Raw genomic sequence first — 19,058 nt, 5'->3', positions numbered from 1 at the left:
GCCACAAACGCAAACGGCCACCCGAAGGTGGCCGTTTGAGGCGACAACCGGAGTTGTCGGCCGGGAATTACTGGGCAGCCTTGGCAGCCAGGCGCGCGGCCTTGGCCTGCGCAGCAGCAGCCAGATCTTCCTTGATGCGGGCAGCCTTGCCTTCCAGGCCACGCAGGTAGTACAGCTTGCCGGCGCGGACCTTACCACGACGCTTCACTTCGACCGAGTCGATGATGGCGCTGTGGGTCTGGAAAACGCGCTCGACGCCGTAGCCGTGCGAGATCTTGCGGACGGTGAACGCGGAGTTCAGGCCGGCGTTCTTGGTGCCGATGACGACGCCTTCGTAAGCCTGGACGCGCTCACGGTTGCCTTCCTTCACCTTCACGTTGACGACGACGGTGTCACCCTGGCTGAACTTCGGCAGCTCGCGGGTGATCTGGGCGGATTCGAAGTCCGAGAGGATGGATTTGTTCAGCTTGCTCATGGGTGCACCGATAGTGTTCGGGTGATCGTGTCGTTCGACAACGTGGGCTCATGCAGTCACCGGACTGTGCTGCACGTTTTTTGTAGGGTTCCTGCCAACGGGCCCAAAAGGCCGATGACAATCCCGAATTGTAAACAAGATTCCGCCCCCGCGCTAGGGGGTCGGATCCTTGGCATCCGCCTGCCGCGCCTGCTCCAGCAGGAGCCGGTCGGCCTTGGACAACTGGCCCTCGTCGAGCAGGTCCGGCCGCCGCAGCGCCGTGCGCAGCAGCGACTGCTGCCGGCGCCAGCGGGCGATGGCGGCATGATTGCCCGAGCGCAGCACATCGGGGACGGCGCCCCATTCATGCTGCGCCGGATGGCTGTAATGCGGGCAGTCCAGCAGACCCTGCGGGCCTTCAAAACTGTCCTGGGCGGCCGATTCGGCATCGCCGAGGGCCCCCTCCTGCAGCCGGGTCACTGCATCGACGATCACCGCCGCGCCCAGCTCACCGCCGGACAGGACATAATCGCCGAGCGAGATTTCCTCGGTGACCTCGGCCTCGAGGAAGCGCTCATCGATGCCTTCATAGCGGCCACAGAGCAGGATCATCCGCGGCAGCGCCGCCAGCTCGCGGACCTTGGCCTGGGTCAGCGGCCTGCCCTGCGGGCTGAGGTAGATCACCGGTGCGGGCGCCGGATCGGCCGCTTTCGCGGCCGCCAGGCAGGCCCGCAGCGGTTCGATCAGCATGACCATGCCCGGGCCACCCCCGAATGGACGGTCGTCCACCCGGCGGTAGTTGCCTGCGGCATAGTCACGCGGATTCCAGCCATGCAGTTCGAGCAGGCCGCGCTCAGCGGCACGGCCGACCACGCCCAGCGCGGCCGACTGCGCCATGAACTCGGGGAACAACGTGACGACGTCGATACGCATCCGGGTTAGAACTCCGGATCCCAGTCGACCACGATCAGGTTGGCCTCGAAATCCACCGAGACGACGAACTCGGGCTGCACGAACGGAATCATCCGCTCACGGTCGCCCTGTACCACGAGCACGTCGTTGGAGCCGGTCGAGAACAGGTGCGAAGCCCGCCCCAGTTCAACGCCATCGACGGTGCGCACCTGCAGACCTTCCAGATCGACCCAGTAATACTCGTCGGGCTTCGGGGGCGGCAATGCACTGCGTGCGACATAGACTTCGGTCCCGTACATCGCCTCGACCACATCGCGGTCGGTGATGTCGGGAAACACGGCCACGAGATGCTTGCCGGACTGACGTCCGCGCGCACCGGTGAGCGTGCTCTCCTGGCCGGCGGGGGTCCGCAGGATCCAGGGCTGGTAGTGGAAAATGGCGGTACGCGGCTCGGTCCAGGACTCGAGCTTGATCTCGCCTCGCACACCAAAAGCGCCGACAATCCTGCCCAGCAGGATCCGGCGCTCGGTATCTTTCATCTGTATGGACCGAATGGGCCGCGGCAGGCGCGGCCCGTCAGGATCAGGCCGCGGAGGCCTGGGCCTTGGTCGCTTCCTTGTACAGGTTGCGAACCTTGTCGGTCATCTGGGCGCCGTTGGCGACCCACTTGTCGACCAGCGGCAGGTCCAGCACGATGCGGGACTCGGCACCCTGGGCAACCGGGTTGTAGTAACCGACGCGCTCGATGTTGCGGCCATCACGGGCGCTGCGCGAGTCGGTCACGATGATGTGGTAGAAGGGACGCTTCTTGGCGCCGCCGCGGGTCAGTCGAATCTTGACCATGGTGTTGTTTCCTCAATTGCCCAGTCGCCAGGATGGCGCGGTAAGCCGGCGATTATAGCGGCGGCCTCCGGTCATTCCAAGCCTGTGAAGACCGGGAAAGCTGAACAGGGCCTGCAGATCCGGCGGCTCAGGCCACCAGCGGCTGCCAGGGCGCTGCCACCAGCGGCTGCCAAGGCGCTGCCCCCAGCACCTGCCGGGCCTTGGCGCACAGCGCTTCAGAGTTCGCCAGCACGACCCCATCGATCGCCGCGATCGGCCAGAGGCCGGCCGCGTTGCAGGCGATGGAGGCATCGAATCCGGGCAGGTCCGCCAGTACGACCGGCCGTACCTGCTGATCACCGCCCCACCCCGCCTGCAGCAGACGCTCGTGGGTGCCGCGCAGGGCCGGCGCCTGCGGCCAGACCAGCGTGCTGCCCGAGGCGAACGCGATGTTCCAGGTGCTGCCTTCGCTGACAAGGCCGTCGTCGCCGACGAACAGCGCGTCATCCACGCCTGCCTGCAACGCCTCCCGGCGATGCTGGAACAGCGCGAACGTGCCGACATGCTTCACATGCGGCAGCTCGCGCTGATAGCGGACCGTCCGCAGTCGCCGCGCTATCGCCGGCAGATCGACCGGCGGCGCGACAGCCACCAGCACATCCACGGCGACGGGCTGCAGCGGCCGCCGGAAATCGAACTGCCGCGAAAACACGGTCACCCGCAGCGAGGCATCGACCGCACCTTCGGCCTGCAGCGCGTCGTGCATCCAGGCCCGCACCTGCCGCGGATCCAGCGCGCTGCCGAACAGTTCACGCGTGCCCGCCTGCAGGCGCTGCAGATGCAGATCCAGGCCCTGCACCGCGCCTTCGCGCACCTGCAGCGAAGTGAAATGGCCGTAGTTGGTGAGTGCACCGGCAAGATCATCGGCGCTGGCGGCGCGGCCATTGCAGTAGAGCGTCATCCGAGCAGCGCCTTCGCATCGGACCACATCTGCCGCAGCACCTCTGCCGCCGGGCGTGCCGGGGCCATCCACGCGGACTGCCCGGCCCAGGCCTGCATTGCATCGACGTTGTTGTCCCGGCCCGCCTGCGCGCGCATCGGCGCGGTAAGCCCACGCTGCACCGGATAAGGTCGCGGCGTCGGCGCCTCGACTGCGGCGGCCGCGCGGACATACGCCGTCGCCAGACCACGCCCGAGGCGGCCACTGAAGGCGCGCGTCGGCCAGGTGTCTTCCGGCTCGGCCTCGGCCAGCGCCTGCGACCACGCCGGATTCAAGCCGCACTCCGGGGTGCGCAGGAAGGCCGTGCCGACCTGCACCGCACTCGCGCCCAGCGTCAGTGCCGCCGCGATGCCACGACCGTCGGCGATGCCACCGGCAGCGATGACCGGGATCTCCAGGTGGTCGGCCAGCCGCGGCAGCAGCGCGAACAGCCCGACCAGCTGGCGCTCGGCCGCCTCCGGATCGAACGCGCCACGGTGGCCGCCGGCTTCGAAGCCCTGTGCGACCACCGCATCGGCGCCGGCGGATTGCGCGGCCAGCGCTTCAGACAACGTGGTGGCGCAGGCGATCCAGGCGATGCCCACGTCTTTCAGGCGCTGGACCTGTGCCGCGGTGAACACCCCCATGATGGACGAGGCCACCGCCGGGCGCGCCTGGATCAGGGCATCGAACTGCGCATCGAAATCGGCCGGTCCGGCATCGGCGGCACTGGCCGGCACCTCCGGACCCCACTGCGCCAGGAAGCGGCGTGTCGCGGCTTCGGCATCGGCATCGCGCGACGGCAGCGGATCCGGAATCCAGACATTGACCTGCGCCGGGCCGGTGGACTGCGCGCGGAAATCGGTCATCCACGCCACGATGTCCTGCGGCTGCGACAACACCGCACCCATCGCGCCCATGCTGCCGGCGTTGGCCAGCGCGGCCGACAGCGGCACCGGGCAGGCGCCGGCCATCGGCGCCAGCAGGATCGGAGCCTGCAATGAAAAACGCCGACAGAAGCTGTCGGCGCGTTCGAGAAGCGGGGAACCATTCACGCGCGGCGCACCTGTGGAAGGAGACGGTGCCAGCATACGCCGCACCGTCCCTGCCCGGAATGCACGCGCGCAGGACTCAGCGGAACGGCATGCCGCCGCGGCCGCCCATGGCGCCCATCATCCCCTTCATGCTGCGCATCATGCCCTTCATGCCGCCGCCGGCCATCTTGCTCATCATCTTTTCCATCTGCTGGAACTGCTTCATGAGCTTGTTGACGTCGGCCGGGGTCAGGCCGGAACCACGCGCGATGCGGGCGCGGCGCGAGCCGTTGAGCAGGCCCGGGTTGCGGCGCTCTTTCTTGGTCATCGAGTTGATGATCGCGATCATGCGCGGCACTTCCTTGCCCTGGCTGACCTGCTGCTTGAGGTGCTCGGGGATCTGGCCCAGGCCCGGCAGCTTGTCCATCAGGCCGCCGATGCCGCCCATGTTCTGCATCTGCTCGAGCTGGTCGCGCATGTCGTTCAGATCGAACTTCTTGCCCTTGGCGACCTTCTCGGCCAGTTTCTGCGCCTTGTCCTTGTCGACCTGCTGCTCGACCTGCTCCACCAGCGACAGCACGTCGCCCATGTCCAGGATGCGGCTGGCGATACGGTCGGGGTGGAACACATCCAGACCGTCCGGCTTTTCGCTCACGCCGACGAACTTGATCGGCTTGCCGGTGATGTAGCGCACGCTCAGCGCGGCACCGCCACGGGCGTCACCGTCGGTCTTGGTCAGCACCACGCCGGTCAGCGGCAGAGCATCGCCGAAGGCCTTGGCGGTGTTGGCGGCATCCTGGCCGGTCATGGCATCGACCACGAACAGCGTTTCGGCCGGGTTGACCGCGGCGTGCAGCGCCTTGATCTCGGCCATCATCGCTTCGTCGATGGCCAGGCGACCGGCGGTATCGACGATCAGCACGTCGACGAACGACTTGCGGGCGTCATCGATCGCGGCGCGGACGATGGCTTCCGGCTTCTGGTCGGCGGTGGACGGGAAGAACAGCACGCCGACCTGGTCGGCCAGGGTCTTGAGCTGCTCGATCGCGGCCGGTCGGTAGACGTCGGCCGAGACCACCATCACCTTCTTCTTGCGCTTTTCCTTCAGGTGCTTGGCCAGCTTGCCCACCGTGGTGGTCTTGCCCGCACCCTGCAGGCCGGCCATCAGGATGATCGCCGGCGCCGGGACGTTGAGGTTCAGGTCCGACGCGGCCGAGCCCATGACCGCGGTCAGCTCGTCGCGCACGACCTTGATCAGCGCCTGGCCCGGGGTCAGCGACTTGAGCACTTCCTGGCCGACCGCGCGCACCTTAATGCGTTCGACCAGCGCCTGCACCACGGGCAGCGCGACGTCGGCTTCGAGCAGCGCGATGCGGACCTCTCGGGTGGCCTCGCGGATGTTTTCCTCGGTCAGGCGACCGCGGCCGCGCAGCCGCTCGATGGTGCCGGAGAGGCGCTGGGTCAGGGACTCGAACATGGAAGCGACCTGTTCAGAACAAAAGACAATGAGACCGCCAGTATAACGGTTCCGCCCGGACTCCCGGACCGGCCCTGCCTGCGGCCCGCCGGGCATCGCCAGCACCCCGGGGGTATGCGAAACTGACACGATGACAATCGTTCTCATCGCGACCCTGCTGTACCTGACCGCCACCGGCCTGCTGGTGCGCGCGGTCGTCCGCGATGATGCGGTGACCTCGCCGGCCTGGCTGTGGCCGGCGCTGCCGGCGATGCTGCTGCACGGCGGCTATCACGTGCTGGTGGCGATGCGCACCAGCGGCGGCCCGGACATGCACTTCTTCGCTGCCCTGTCGCTGGTCGGCCTGGGCATGGCGTGGCTGACCTCGCTGGTGGCCGCGCGCGGGCGCATGGCCGCGCTGGGGGTCCTGGTGTTCCCGATGGCCGCGGCCGTGCTGTGGATCTATCACGCCTACGGCCATGCACCGAGCCGGCCGCTGGGCTGGCAGCTGGCCACGCATGCGTGGATGGCCCTGCTTGCGTATGCCACGCTGAGCGTGGCCGCCTTGCTGGCGATCATGCTGTGGCTGCAGGAGCGCGCCCTGCGCCGCCGCGATTTCCGCCCGTGGCTGCGCGCCCTGCCCCCGCTGGCTGATCTGGAAGCGCTGCTGTTCCGGGTGATCGCGGTCGGTTTCGCGCTGCTGACGCTGACCCTGGTCACCGGCGTGCTGTTCGTCGATGACCTGCTGGCCCAGAAGCTGGTGCACAAGACGGTGCTGAGCATCCTGTCCTGGATCGTGTTCGGCACCCTGCTGATCGGCCGCCGTCGCTATGGCTGGCGCGGTGCGAAGGCCGTGCACTGGACCCTGACCGCGATGGCGCTGCTGCTGCTGGCGTTCTTCGGCAGCCAGTTCGTGATCGAGCTGGTGTTCGGGCGCACCCGATAGAAGCGTGCCGACCAGCGGTCGGCACCTACCCGTGCACCGCGTGCCGATCGTTGGTCGGCACGCGGCCCGTCGGGGCTTACAGACCGTAACGTTCGATGGCCTCCAGGTGGCGCTGCGCGTCCTGGTTGCAGGCTTCTGCCAGGCGCAGCCAGCACATCGGGTGCGTCCACGCGGCGGTGGCCTCCACCAGGAAGCGGTGCAGTGCCAGCGGTGGCTGGTCCTGCGGCTGCGCAAGGGTGAACAGGACGCCAGGCAGATGGCCGCCCTCGGTGTCCGGATCGGTCAGCTGATAATCATCGCGACTGTGCTTCCACAGCTTCCAGCCACGCGCCTCGACCGCCTCGGTGAAAGCGTTCCACGCCGCCTCGCCCGGGTCCACGCCATCGATCAGCCAGCTTGCCGCGTAGCCACCACCTTCCAGCGTATGCACCTCGGCATAGGTCGGCATGAAGTGCTCGCGCTCGGCCTCGTCTTCCGGCGCCGGGTGTACCAGTTCGGCGTCGAAGACCACCCAGTCGTCCACCCGCTGGGTGCGGTTGGCCGGGGCATTCTCGATGATGCGCGCGGTCACCGGTCCGGTACGGCGGGCGTAGTACTCGATCGGCTCGCCGCCATCCATGCAGCGGATGATGACCCAGCCGAAATTCTCCTCCACCGGCCCGTCCGTGCTCTCCAGTTCCATGCCGATGGCAGCGGCCGAGTGGCGCACCGCCGGCCAGTCGCGCGCGGCGCTGGCGGCGGTCATGTGGTCCCAATGCGCGCTGCGCGGCTCCTCCAGTACCTCGGTGAGGTGGCGGTAGTGCTGCGCGGCCTCCTCGAAGCGCTTGGAAACCAGGTACGAGGACGCAAGCATGCCACGTGCGCCGTGCGACCCTGGCGACAGCGCCAGCAGCGCAGTGACCGCCTGTTCCAGTGCCGCCCAGTCGGACAGGCGCCGGGCCAGCTGCGCCTGGCACCAGAGGGCGAATACCGGCACCGTCACCTCGTAGTGGCGGACCAGGCGTAGCAGCCCGGCTTCATCACCGCGCTGGGTCAACAGCCGCATCAGCGAATACGCGGGCTGGGCGTCTTCTTCCGGATGCCGCTCCACGAATGCCCAGAGCAGCGCGATGGCATCGTCCTCAGCGCCACAGGCGCTCAGTGCCGAGGCGGCGGTGTCCACCAGCGCGGCGTCATCGGGCCGCTCTGCCACGCCCTGCAGCAGCCACTCCGCTTCGCGCTCGGGATCGCGCGACTGGCTTGCCTCGCCCTGCGCGGCCAGCCAGTCGAGCAGTTCCGCGGCGGGCACAGGGAGTGCGGCCGCGGCCGGCGCGGCATCGATGCGCGCGGCCATGTCCGCCACCTGCTGGGCCGCGCCGCGGTCCTGGCGCAACTGGCCGAGATGGCGGCGGGCAAGTGCCAGATGCCGACGTGCTACCCACCCTGCCCCGCGCTGCAGCGCCATCTCCACGCACAGCCCGGCGATCTCGATCACGAAGCGGTGCGCGCCGACGTCGGAAAAGTGCGCCAGGGTGGCGTTGAGACGGCTGCCCAGATCCCAGCTGTTGCGTTCCGGCGACGCCCGCACCAGCAGCGCGACCACGTGCGCCCACATGCGCCGGTAGTTCGGCGACAACTGGCCGAACGGCACCAGCGAGGCCAGCGCCTCTTCATCGCGGCCCAGCTGTGCCAGCGCCCAGGCTTTGGACAGCCTGCGCGGAACAGTGCAGTTGGCGGGTTCGTAATTCCCTTCGGCAGCGACCTCCCCTTCGCGCTGCTCGATCAGTGCCAACGCCTCGGCGGCGCGGCCGCTGGCGAGCAGGATCTTGATGCGCGTTTCCGGGAAGCTGTCGTACACCGTGCCACCGTGCGCCAGGACGGTGCCGGCCTGCACGTCCAGGTACGTCAGCGCCTCGTCGGCGCGGCCATCGTCGAGCAGCGCGTCGGCCTTCTCGCAGCTCAGGCACTGGAAGCATGCCCAGCTCGGATCCACCCGCGACAGCGTCTCTTCGCACACCTCCACACGCTCGGGCACCCAGCCCGGACCGTCGATGTTGCCGTAGCAGGCGGCCAGGTCCTGGGTAACGCAGATCGACTGCGGGCATTCGGCCGTATCGGCGCGATGCGCGCGTTCGAACAGCGCCACCGCATCGCCCAGTGCCGATTCGCCTTCAACCCGGTTGCCGACCCGGTTGCGCATTTCCCAGTGGCCGACAAACACGTCCAGCCAAGGATTGCCCAGGGTCTTGCCCAGCGCACGCGCCTCGGGCAACAGCGCATCGACACGGTCCATGCGCAGTTCGCAGACGTCGTCGGTGAGCCGCGTCAGCAGCTGCGCGCTCTGCGGCTGCCCGGCTTCGCCCAGGTCGTCCTGCAGCTTTTCCACCCAATTCCAGATATCCATGCGGTCCCAACGTCCTCTTGTGTCGAAATGGAGAGTCAGCGCGGCGCCTGCAGCATCTGCTGCAGAGCCACGGCGATGTCGGCGAATGCGCGGTTGAGATCGCCGCTGCCGGTGCCGGCATCCTGTGCACGCCCCTGCGCACTGACGATGATCTTCAGCGAACGCAGCAGACGCGCAGCGGCCTCGGCCTGCGGGTTGCCGCTGCGCATCGCCGCCAGCAATGCCTGTACCGCGGGGTTGTCCAGGTTGATGTACAGGCGCGACACCTCGCGCGTGGCGATGCGCGCGGTGAACTGGCGCGCCAGCCGCAATGCCGCCATCGAGACGCGCTTGTCGTTGTCATCGTCTTCGAGGCGGCGCTTGAGTTCGGCTTCGCGGTCGGGCACCACCACCACCGGCAGCTCGATCGGGCTGAAATGCGCAGGCAGCAGCTGCTCGCCATCGCCCAGGTGCTGCTGAAGCCATGCGATGTCGGCCTCGGGCAGGCTGCCGGCCTTGAACAGCGCGCGATTGCCCTGCTCGGTGCCCAGCTCGACCAGGCGCATGCCCTTGGCCTGCGCCCAGCGCCGCAGGAACGGCACCACGGCGTAGCGATGGCCATGCGCGACGGGAACGCCCATCGCCCGGAACAACATTTCCTCGAAGCCGCCGCCGCTGTCCAGGATCACATGCAGCGCGCCACGTGAGGGCAGCTCGCTGGCTTTCATGTCGCCCTGCGAGGTCGGCACGCGCACATGCTCCATCAGAAGCTGGAACAGGCGCTCATCGCACAGTGCCGCGCCGAGCAGCGCTTCGTTGTGGCGGGCCAGGACCCGGCGCCATGCCTCCGGCTGCTGGCGCGCCACTTCGGCCAGGCCTTCGATCAGGGCTTCGCCCAGCGCGTGCTGGACCGAGCGGTAGGCCTCGTCGCGCTGCAGGTCTTCGCGGCTGGCAGTGGGGGTGAGGCGGTTGGACTCGATCACCCCGCCGATGAACCCGGCCCACGGCGGCAGCAGGTCGCGCGCGTCGTCGTCAAGCAGCATGCCGCGCACGAACACGGACAGGTTGCGGTTGTCGCTGGTGCCATAGGTGGCACCGTCCTGCACCCACAGCAGGCCCACGCCATCGCTGCCGGGCGCGGCACGCACGGGCACGGCGCAGATGGGTTCGAAGTTGCGCTCGAAGCGCGCGGCGAATTCCACCGCGCGGCGCTGCGCCTGCAGCGGGTGCAGCACCACGCCATCACGGGGGCGCCACGGCGGCGGCTCGGGGTTGATCGGCTGCGCGTCGTGGCCGATGTAGATCGGTTCGCCCAGCAGCGCACAGTAGCGGCCGAGGATGTCGCGCAGATGCGCTTCCTGGGCCAGGTGCTGGAAGTCCGCGTGCAGCTCCAGCAGCACTTCGGTGCCGACCGCACGCGCCGGCATAGGCGACACGGTGTACTGCTCGGCGTTGCTGGACACATAGCAATGCCCCAGCGTCGGGGTCTGGTAGGACGTGGTGCGCAGCGTCACCCGTCGTGCCAGCACGAAGGCGGACAGGAAGCCCAGGCCGAACATCCCGATCAGGCCTTCATCGTCCTCACCGGCCTGGCGCAGGCCGCGGGTATAGCCCACGCCCACGGTAGCCAGGTAGTCGTGGATCTCGCGCTGGGTCAGGCCCGCGCCGGTATCGATGATGCGCACGATGCCGTTGCCGGCATCGCCATGCACTTCGATACGCCCCGGCTCGACCCAGTCGGGTTGCTCAAGGCGGCGGCGAACCAGGGAATCGTGCGCGTTCTGGACCAGTTCGCGCAGGGCGACCACCGGGGTGGAATACAGATGCTTGCCCAGAACCGTCATCAACCCATTGAGATCGACACCGGCACGACGGATTTCAGTGGCGCCGGCGGCGTCGAGGGTCGTCTCTTCCATGTAATCGTTTTCTCCGGGGTGCGTGCCCCGGCGTCGAAATGAGCCGGGGCGAGGAAGCGCCGGGAAAACTAGCACAGCCCTGTGTGATTGCGGCTGCGTCCTGGCGCCGTCATCGAGGCCCTCAGCTGCGCGCCGGGAAGGCCCGCAGCCTTGGCAGTAAAAGCTCCGGGTGCCCTTGCTTCACTGGGTGGCGGATGAACTGCAGCTGTGCGCCCTGCCACTCACAGCGCGTCGATCGCCTCCGACAGCCGCTCCACCGCGATCACCTCCATGCCCTTCACGCTGCCGGTCTTCGGCGCATTCGCCTTGGGCACGATTGCGCGCTTGAAGCCGTGCGTGGCCGCTTCGCGCAGGCGGTCCTCACCGTTGGGCACCGGGCGGATCTCGCCGGACAGGCCGACCTCGCCGAACGCGATCGTCTTCTCGGCCAGCGGCCGGTCCTGCAGCGAAGACAACACCGCCAGCAGCACCGGCAGATCGGCCGCGGTCTCCTGCACGCGGATGCCACCGACCACGTTGACGAACACGTCCTGGTCGCCGACCAGCACCCCGCCGTGGCGGTGCAGCACCGCCAGCAGCATCGCCAGCCGGTTCTGCTCCAGGCCCACCGCGACCCGCCGCGGGTTGGACAGCGGCGAGGCATCCACCAGCGCCTGCACTTCCACCAGCAGCGGACGGGTGCCCTCGCGGGTGACCATCACGCAGCTGCCAGGCTGCTGGGTGCTGCCACCGGACAGGAAGATCGCGGAGGGATTGGAGACCTCCTTCAGCCCCTTCTCGCCCATCGCGAACACACCGAGCTCGTTGACCGCGCCGAAGCGGTTCTTGAACGCGCGCAGCAGGCGGAAGCGGCTGCCGCTCTCACCTTCGAAATAGAGCACCGCATCGACCATGTGCTCGAGCACGCGCGGGCCGGCGATGCCGCCCTCCTTGGTCACGTGGCCGACCAGGAACACGGCCGTGCCGGTCTCCTTGGCGAAGCGCACCAGCCGTGCCGCGCTCTCGCGCACCTGGCTGACCGAACCGGGGGCCGCGGTCAGCGATTCGGTCCACAGGGTCTGTACCGAATCGGCCACGATCAGCCGCGGCTTGGCCACGCTGGCATGTTGCAGGATCGCTTCGACCTGGGTTTCGGCCAGGGCATTGACGTTGTCCAGCGGGAGATCCAGCCGCACCGCGCGGCCGGCGACCTGCGAGAGCGACTCCTCGCCGGTGATGTACAGCACCGGCAGCGTCGCGGCCATCTTCGCCACCGCCTGCAGCAGCAGGGTGGACTTGCCGATGCCCGGATCGCCACCGACCAGCACCACCGCGCCTTCGACCAGGCCACCACCCAGCACGCGATCGAACTCGCCGATGCCGGTGCTCACCCGCAGGTGCTCGGTCTGCTGCACGTCCTTGAGCGCCATGATCTTCGGCGCGTCGACCTTGCCGGCCCAGCCGGAACGGCGCGACGCCGGCGAGGACTTGGCGGGCGTGGCGCTTTCCAGCGTGATCTCGCTGAGCGTGTTCCAGACCCCGCACTCGGTGCACTGGCCCTGCCACTTGCTGTATTCGGCGCCGCATTCACTGCAGACGTAAGCGGTGAGTCGCTTGGCCATGTCCACTTCCGCTTCAGAATCGATGGGGCAGGATAGCCGAGCCGCGTCGCAGCAACCGAGACGCCGGGCGTACGCGCTCAAGATTCCGGCCCCGGTGCCGATACTGCGGCGGGCCACTGCCCCTCCTTCAATCTCTCCAGGTTTCTCCATGACCGGCACCTACAGCCAGAGTCTTGTCGTGTTCTCGCTGCTGGTCGCCATCCTCGCCTCGTATACGGCCCTGGACATGGCCGGTCGCCTGGCCAGCACCCGTGGCCGGGTCGCCCGCTGGTGGCTGGCCGGTGGCGCGGGCGCGATGGGCCTGGGCATCTGGTCGATGCACTTCATCGGCATGCTCGCCTTCGATCTGCCGATCCCGATCGGCTATGACCTGGCGATCACCCTCTACTCGCTGGCGGTGTCGGTCGGCGCCTCGGCCTATGCCCTGTGGCTGGTCTCGCGCGCGGAGCTGCCGTGGTCGCGGTTGTGTGCCGGCGCGGTGCTGCTGGGGCTGGGGATCGCGGCGATGCATTACCTGGGCATGGCCGCACTGGAGATGCAGCCGGGCATCGACTACGACCCGCTGTGGTTCACCGCCTCGATCCTGATCGCCATCGGCGCAGCCGGTGCGGCGCTGTGGATCGCGTTCCGGCTGCGCCTGGAACAGCGCCGTCCGTTCCTGCTGCGCGGCGTGGCCTCGCTGGTGATGGGCCTGGCGATCGTCGGCATGCACTACACCGGCATGGCGGCGGCCACCTTCCCGGAAGGCGCGCTGTGCGGCGCGGCGTACGGCCAGGGGATCGATACCAAGTGGCTGGCGGTGCTGGTGATCGTCACCACGCTGGCCACGCTGGGGATCGCATTGATCGCCTCGGTGTTCGATCGCCAGATGCGTACCCGCACCGGCCTGCTCGCCGATTCGCTGGCCCAGGCCAACGAAAAGCTGATGCAGGCCGCCCTGCACGACCCACTGACCCAGCTGCCCAACCGCATGCTGCTGCAGGACCGGATCGAACAGGCCATCGAAAAGGCACAGCGCCGGCAGTTCAGCTTCGCGGTGATGTTCTGCGACCTCGATGGATTCAAGGCGATCAACGATGCCTACGGCCATCAGCTCGGCGACCAGCTGCTGATCCAGGTCAGCGAACGGATCACCGCGCTGCTGCGCGCGCAGGACACCTTCGCACGCCTGGGCGGGGACGAGTTCGTCATCGTGTTCCAGGTGGAGGATCCCGAAGACGCGGCCGTGGTCGCCGAACGCATCATCGCCAGCGTGGCCGAGCCCTTCGAGATCGACGCACTGGAACTGCAGGTCAGCGCCAGCCTCGGCATCGCGCTGTACCCCGCCGATGCCAGCACCGAGCGCGACCTGATGGCGCACGCCGATGCGGCGATGTACCACACCAAGGACTCGGGTCGGAACGGCTATACCTTCTTCACCCAGTCGCTCAACGTGAGCGCCAACCGCCAGCTGAAACTGCTGCAGGAGCTGCGCAAGGCAGTCAGCCGCAGCGAGCTGGTGCTGCACTACCAGCCCAAGTTCCAGGCCAACGGGAAGTCGCTGATCGGCGCCGAAGCACTGGTGCGCTGGCAGCACCCCGAGCTGGGCCTGCTCTCGCCGGATGCGTTCATCCCGATCGCCGAGCGCAGTGGATTGATCCTCTCCATCGGCGACTGGGTCCTCGACCAGGCCTGTGCGCAGCTGCGCCACTGGCACGATGCAGGGCACCCGGACTGGACCATGGCGGTGAATCTGTCGCCGCTGCAGTTCGGCTCCAGCACGCTGCTTGAGACCGTGCAGCGCACGCTGGACAAGCATGGGCTGGACCCGAAGCGGCTGACCCTGGAGGTCACCGAGACCACCGCGATGCGTGACGTGGAAGCCAGCCTGCTGATCCTGCACGGACTGACCGCGATGGGCGTGAACATCTCCATCGATGATTTCGGCACCGGCTACTCCAGCCTGCTCTACCTCAAGCGCATGCCGGCCACCGAGCTGAAGATCGACCGCGCCTTCGTGCACGACCTGGAAGACAACGCGGAAGACGCCGCGATCGTCTCCTCGATCATCGCGCTGGGCCGCTCGCTGCAGCTGCAGATCGTCGCCGAGGGCGTGGAAACCGCCGGTCAGCGCCAGTATCTGAGCGACATGGGCTGCGATCAGCTGCAGGGGTATCACCTCGGGCGGCCGGTCGATGCTGTGGAGTTCATGCGGCTGGCCAAGGCGGCATAGCACGCGGCACTTTCGCCAGCGCACCGCCCAACAGAAAGGCCGCCCGAGGGCGGCCTTTCTGCGTGTGGCAACGTCGGAGAGACGTCAGTGCATCATGTGCACGTTCATGTTGTGCATGACCCACAGCGAACCGGCGACGATGATGCCGATCACCACGACGGTGAAGGCCGCCGCGCTGACGTTCCAGCGCTGTTCCGAGGAGCGGTCCAGGTGCAGGAAGAACACCAGGTGCACCAGGATCTGCAGCACCGCGGCAACGACGATGATGACGCCGGTGGTGAAGCGCGGCAGGTCGCCATGCATGACCGCCCAGAACGGGATGATGGTCAGCACGGCGGCCAGGACGAAGCCGATCAGGTAGGACTTGACGCTGCCATGGCTTTCGCCGGCAGCGCTGTGGCCATGATCGTGTGCGTGATTGTCATGTGCGGCCATTACAGCGCTCCATTCAGATAGACGACGGAGAACACGCCGATCCAGATCAGATCCAGGAAGTGCCAGAACAGGCTCAGGCACGCCATGCGGGTCTTGTTGGTCTGGGTCAGGCCGTTCTGCTTGATCTGGATGAACATGATCAGCAGCCACAGCAGACCCGCGCTCACGTGCAGACCGTGGGTACCGACCAGCGCGAAGAACGCCGACAGGAACGCACTGTGGTCCGGACCGTAGCCCTGATGGATCAGGTGGTTGAACTCCCACACTTCCATGCACATGAAGCCGAAGCCCAGCAGCCAGGTCAGGGCGAGCCATGCGTACATCTGGCCCACCTTCTGCTTGTGCATGGCGATCATGCCCAGGCCGAAGGTCAGCGAGGAGACCAGCAGCAGCGTGGTTTCCCAGGCGACGAAGGACAGTTCGAACAGGTCCTTCGGGCCGGGGCCACCGTCGGTGCCGCCGGACAGCACGATGTAGGTCGCAAACAGCGTGGCGAAGATGAGGCAATCGCTCATCAGGTACACCCAGAAACCGAAGACGGTATTGCCGCCGGTGTCGTGGTGCTCGTGGTCGTCATGGCCGTGGGCCGCCGCGTGCGCGGCGTGCCCATGGTTCATGGTGTTGGGGATAGTGGTGCTCATGCCTTCAGCTCCGATTTCACCAGGCCCTGCGCCACCAGGTGGCGACGGTGCTCATTCTCGATCCGCTCCACTTCCGCGGCCGGCACGTAGTAATCCACGTCCTTGTCGAAGGTGCGCCAGATGAAGGTGCCGATCATGCCGACCAGGCCCACGATCGCCAGCCACCAGATGTGCCAGATCATCGCGAAGCCGAACACCAGGCTGAAGGCGCCGATCACCACACCGGTGCCGGTGTTGCGCGGCATGTGGATGTCGGTGTACTTGGCCGGGCGTTCCCACGCCTCACCACGCTGCTTGCGCTCCCAGAACTCGTCCAGTTCGTTGACGCGCGGCAGCGAGCCGAAGTTGTAGAACGACGGCGGCGAAGAGGTTTCCCACTCCAGCGTACGGGCATCCCACGGATCGCCGGTGAGGTCGGCGGTCTTCTTGCGGTCGCGGATCGACACGGCGATCTGGATGATCTGGCACAGGATGCCGGCGCCGATGATGAAGGCACCGCACATGGCGATGATCAGCAGCGGCTGGTATTCCAGGTTCGGGTAGCTCTGCATGCGGCGGGTCATGCCCATGAAGCCCAGGATGTAGAGCGGCATGAACGCGACATAGAAGCCGATGAACCAGCACCAGAACGCGCGCTTGCCCCAGGTTTCGTTGAGGCGGAAACCGAACATCTTCGGCCACCAGTAGGTGATGCCGGCGAACATGCCGAACACCACGCCGCCGATGATGACGTTGTGGAAGTGGGCGATCAGGAACAGGCTGTTGTGCAGCACGAAGTCGATGGCCGGGATCGCCAGCATCACGCCGGTCATGCCGCCGATGGTGAAGGTGACCATGAAGCCGATCGTCCACAGCACCGGGGTCGTGAACTGCACGCGACCGCGGAACATGGTGAACAGCCAGTTGAAGATCTTCACGCCGGTCGGGATCGAGATGATCATCGTCGTGATGCCGAAGAAGGCATTGACGTTGGCACCCGAGCCCATGGTGAAGAAGTGGTGCAGCCAGACCAGGAACGACAGCACGCCGATGCAGGCCGTCGCGTAGACCATGCCCTTGTAACCGAACAGCGCCTTGCGCGAGAACGTGGCGATGACCTCGGAGAACACGCCGAAGGCCGGCAGGACCAGGATATAGACTTCCGGGTGACCCCAGATCCAGATCAGGTTGATGTACAGCATGGCGTTGCCGCCACCGTCATTGGTGAAGAAGTGCGTGCCGAGGTAACGGTCCAGGGTCAGCAGCACCAGGGTGATCGTCAGCACCGGGAAGGCGGCGATGATCAGCACGTTGGTGACCAGCGCGGTCCAGGTGAAGATCGGCATCTGCATCAGCTTCATGCCGGGCGTGCGCATCTTCAGAATGGTGATGAAGAAGTTGATGCCGCTCAGCGTCGTACCCAGGCCTGCTACCTGCAGGCCCCAGATGTAGTAATCGACACCTACCCCTGGACTGTATTCCTTGCCTGACAACGGCGGGAAGGCCAGCCAGCCGGTCTGCGCGAACTCACCGACACCCAGCGAGATCATCACCAGGCCCGCGCCCGCCACGAACAGCCAGAAGCTGAGCGAGTTGACGAACGGGAAGGCGACGTCGCGTGCGCCGATCTGCAGCGGCACGACGACGTTCATCAGGCCGGTGATCAGCGGCATCGCCACGAAGAAGATCATGATCACGCCGTGGGCGGTGAAGATCTGGTCGTAGTGATGCGGGGGCAGCACGCCCTCGTTGCCGCCGGCGGCCATCGCCTGCTGGATGCGCATCATGATCGCGTCGGCGAAGCCGCGCAGCAGCATGACGAAGGCGACGATGAGGTACATCACGCCGATCTTCTTGTGATCCACCGAGGTGAACCACTCTTTCCAGAGATAGCCCCACAGCTTGAACTTGGTGATCAGGGCCAGCACGAGCAGGCCACCGATCCCCGCGCCGATCAGCGTGGTGATGATGATCGGATCGTGCGGGATGTCGGCAAAGGTCAGTTTACCCAACAGATTCATGGTCATTCTCCCGAGCCGTCGTGACCGGCGTGACCGGCTGCGGCGTGCTCGTCTGCAGTGTGTGCGGCGTCCGCGGCAGCGGGCTGGTCGGCATGGACCGGCAGCTTCGCAGCGTCGTCGTGGGCTCCGCTCATGGCCTGCATGTCGTGGCCTTCATGGCTTTCGCCCTCGGCGCCGTCATGCTTCATGGCCTTGTGGTCGTGCTTCATGCCGTAGTGCTGGTTGTCGCCCATGTGCTTGGCGATGACCCAGTCGAACAGGCCGGCCTCGGTGGTGCCGTAATAGGTCACCGGGTGCCAGTCGTGGTTCTTCTCGGCGACCAGCGCAGCGAAGGCGGTCTTGTCCAGGGTCGCGCTTTCGGCACGCACCTTGGTCAGCCACTGCTGGTACTCCGCCTCGGTCACCGAGTGCGCGGAGAAATGCATCTTGCTGAAGCCCGCGCCGCTGTAGTGCGAGGACATGCCCGGGAACTCACCGGTCTCGTTGGCGATCAGGTGGAGTTTGGTCTCCATGGCCGTCATCGAGTAGATCATGCTGCCCAGATGCGGGATGAAGAATGCATTCATCACCGAATCGGACGTGATCTTGAAGTTCAGCGGGGTATCGACCGGGAAGGTGATCTCGTTGACGGTGGCGATGTTCTCTTCCGGGTAGATGAAGAGCCACTTCCAGTCCAGCGAGATGGCTTCAATCACCACCGGCTTCTTGTCCGAGTCCAGCGGACGGTACGGATCCAGCGCGTGCGAGGAACGCCAGGTCAGCACGGCCAGCACCAGCACGATCATGCACGGGATCGACCAGACCACCACTTCGATGGCCGTGGAATGCGACCACTTCGGCTCGTAACGGGCCTTGGTGTTGGTCGCACGGTACTTCCACGCGAAGGTGAGGGTCATGATGATGACCGGCACGACAACCAGCAGCATGAGCACGGTGGCCGTGATCAGCAGGGTCTTCTCGTCGTGGCCGATCTGGCCCTTGGGGTTGAGGATGGCCGAGTTGCAGCCCGTCAGGAACACGGACAACGCAAACAGCAGGCCCGGACGCAGGAAGCGTCCAAGGGGTTTCAACGGAATCATCGGTCGATCCAATTGCGTAGGGAATGCCAGTTCAAGCCCGCCTCCGTCCCAGCCAAAGCCGGTGGTGCCGGTCCAAGGGGACAGGCACGAAGGACGATCATGTCAGCCTTCTAATTTTAGGCCGTCACGCATCATTTAAGAAAGGCATTGACAATGATCCAGCGCAGGAAAGGCCTGTTTTAGGCTGCGACACGTTGTCGCAGTGCCGG

At 66.7% G+C, this 19,058-nt stretch carries 16 protein-coding genes; 2 read left to right on the top strand and 14 right to left on the bottom strand.

Features of this window, described 5'->3' with window-relative positions; all coding sequences use genetic code 11:
* Positions 1 to 67: 67 nt before the first annotated feature.
* The 7 genes from rplS to ffh form a co-directional block, all read right to left on the bottom strand.
* Entirely contained in the window at positions 68 to 475 is a 408-nt protein-coding gene (gene rplS, locus ABE424_RS17085) for a 50S ribosomal protein L19 (protein WP_019184486.1), read from the bottom strand.
* 153 nt (positions 476 to 628) lie between these two features.
* Positions 629 to 1,387, bottom strand: coding sequence for a tRNA (guanosine(37)-N1)-methyltransferase TrmD (gene trmD / locus ABE424_RS17080; RefSeq protein ID WP_346492047.1), 759 nt, complete (start codon positions 1,385 to 1,387; stop codon positions 629 to 631).
* A gap of 5 nt (positions 1,388 to 1,392) precedes the next feature.
* Positions 1,393 to 1,905, bottom strand: coding sequence for a ribosome maturation factor RimM (gene rimM / locus ABE424_RS17075; protein ID WP_176990034.1), 513 nt, complete (start codon positions 1,903 to 1,905; stop codon positions 1,393 to 1,395).
* Between the two features lie 43 nt (positions 1,906 to 1,948).
* The gene (rpsP, locus tag ABE424_RS17070; RefSeq protein ID WP_017356068.1) at positions 1,949 to 2,209 is read right to left on the bottom strand and encodes a 30S ribosomal protein S16; all 261 of its coding nucleotides are present in this window, start codon (positions 2,207 to 2,209) and stop codon (positions 1,949 to 1,951) included.
* Between the two features lie 127 nt (positions 2,210 to 2,336).
* Positions 2,337 to 3,149 (bottom strand): aminotransferase class IV family protein, encoded by an 813-nt coding sequence (locus ABE424_RS17065; protein ID WP_346492046.1) that lies wholly within the window; start codon positions 3,147 to 3,149, stop codon positions 2,337 to 2,339.
* The gene (locus tag ABE424_RS17060) at positions 3,146 to 4,222 is read right to left on the bottom strand and encodes a nitronate monooxygenase (protein WP_346492045.1); all 1,077 of its coding nucleotides are present in this window, start codon (positions 4,220 to 4,222) and stop codon (positions 3,146 to 3,148) included. Before ABE424_RS17060 ends, ABE424_RS17065 begins: the two co-directional genes overlap by 4 nt.
* A 76-nt stretch (positions 4,223 to 4,298) precedes the next feature.
* Positions 4,299 to 5,678, bottom strand: coding sequence for a signal recognition particle protein (gene ffh / locus ABE424_RS17055; protein ID WP_019184491.1), 1,380 nt, complete (start codon positions 5,676 to 5,678; stop codon positions 4,299 to 4,301).
* 130 nt (positions 5,679 to 5,808) lie between these two features.
* Between ffh and ccsA the strand changes: the two genes are divergently transcribed.
* Complete coding sequence (gene ccsA, locus ABE424_RS17050; protein ID WP_346479572.1) at positions 5,809 to 6,603, top strand: cytochrome c biogenesis protein CcsA; 795 nt, start codon at positions 5,809 to 5,811, stop codon at positions 6,601 to 6,603.
* Positions 6,604 to 6,679: 76 nt separating this feature from the next.
* On the opposite strand, the gene ABE424_RS17045 is transcribed toward ccsA, so the two are convergent.
* The 3 genes from ABE424_RS17045 to radA all read right to left on the bottom strand — a co-directional run bounded on the left by ABE424_RS17045 (position 6,680) and on the right by radA (position 12,482).
* Positions 6,680 to 8,986: a hypothetical protein gene (locus tag ABE424_RS17045; RefSeq protein ID WP_346492044.1), complete on the bottom strand. Its 2,307-nt coding sequence runs from the start codon at positions 8,984 to 8,986 to the stop codon at positions 6,680 to 6,682.
* A gap of 35 nt (positions 8,987 to 9,021) precedes the next feature.
* Complete coding sequence (locus ABE424_RS17040) at positions 9,022 to 10,881, bottom strand: ATP-binding protein (protein ID WP_346490174.1); 1,860 nt, start codon at positions 10,879 to 10,881, stop codon at positions 9,022 to 9,024.
* Positions 10,882 to 11,102: 221 nt separating this feature from the next.
* Positions 11,103 to 12,482: a DNA repair protein RadA gene (gene radA, locus ABE424_RS17035; RefSeq protein WP_346490173.1), complete on the bottom strand. Its 1,380-nt coding sequence runs from the start codon at positions 12,480 to 12,482 to the stop codon at positions 11,103 to 11,105.
* Between the two features lie 148 nt (positions 12,483 to 12,630).
* On the opposite strand from radA, the gene ABE424_RS17030 reads away from it, so the two are divergent.
* Entirely contained in the window at positions 12,631 to 14,694 is a 2,064-nt protein-coding gene (locus ABE424_RS17030) for an EAL domain-containing protein (protein WP_346492043.1), read from the top strand.
* A gap of 84 nt (positions 14,695 to 14,778) precedes the next feature.
* On the opposite strand, the gene cyoD is transcribed toward ABE424_RS17030, so the two are convergent.
* Genes cyoD through cyoA form a run of 4 tightly spaced genes read right to left on the bottom strand, consistent with a single transcriptional unit; the run spans position 14,779 to position 18,849 of the window.
* Positions 14,779 to 15,129, bottom strand: coding sequence for a cytochrome o ubiquinol oxidase subunit IV (cyoD, locus tag ABE424_RS17025; RefSeq protein ID WP_121043457.1), 351 nt, complete (start codon positions 15,127 to 15,129; stop codon positions 14,779 to 14,781).
* Positions 15,129 to 15,770 (bottom strand): cytochrome o ubiquinol oxidase subunit III, encoded by a 642-nt coding sequence (gene cyoC / locus ABE424_RS17020; protein ID WP_046272182.1) that lies wholly within the window; start codon positions 15,768 to 15,770, stop codon positions 15,129 to 15,131. Before cyoC ends, cyoD begins: the two co-directional genes overlap by 1 nt.
* Entirely contained in the window at positions 15,767 to 17,764 is a 1,998-nt protein-coding gene (cyoB, locus tag ABE424_RS17015; protein WP_176990137.1) for a cytochrome o ubiquinol oxidase subunit I, read from the bottom strand. The genes cyoC and cyoB overlap by 4 nt, the downstream gene beginning before the upstream one ends.
* Before the next feature lie 8 nt (positions 17,765 to 17,772).
* On the bottom strand, positions 17,773 to 18,849 hold the full coding sequence (gene cyoA, locus ABE424_RS17010; RefSeq protein ID WP_176990043.1) for a ubiquinol oxidase subunit II: 1,077 nt from the start codon (positions 18,847 to 18,849) through the stop codon (positions 17,773 to 17,775).
* Positions 18,850 to 19,058 lie beyond the last annotated feature (209 nt).

This window comes from Stenotrophomonas sp. TWI1149, from assembly GCF_039673155.1.
Classification (GTDB): domain Bacteria; phylum Pseudomonadota; class Gammaproteobacteria; order Xanthomonadales; family Xanthomonadaceae; genus Stenotrophomonas; species Stenotrophomonas maltophilia_AA.
This window is presented reverse-complemented; position numbering and strand designations above follow the sequence as displayed.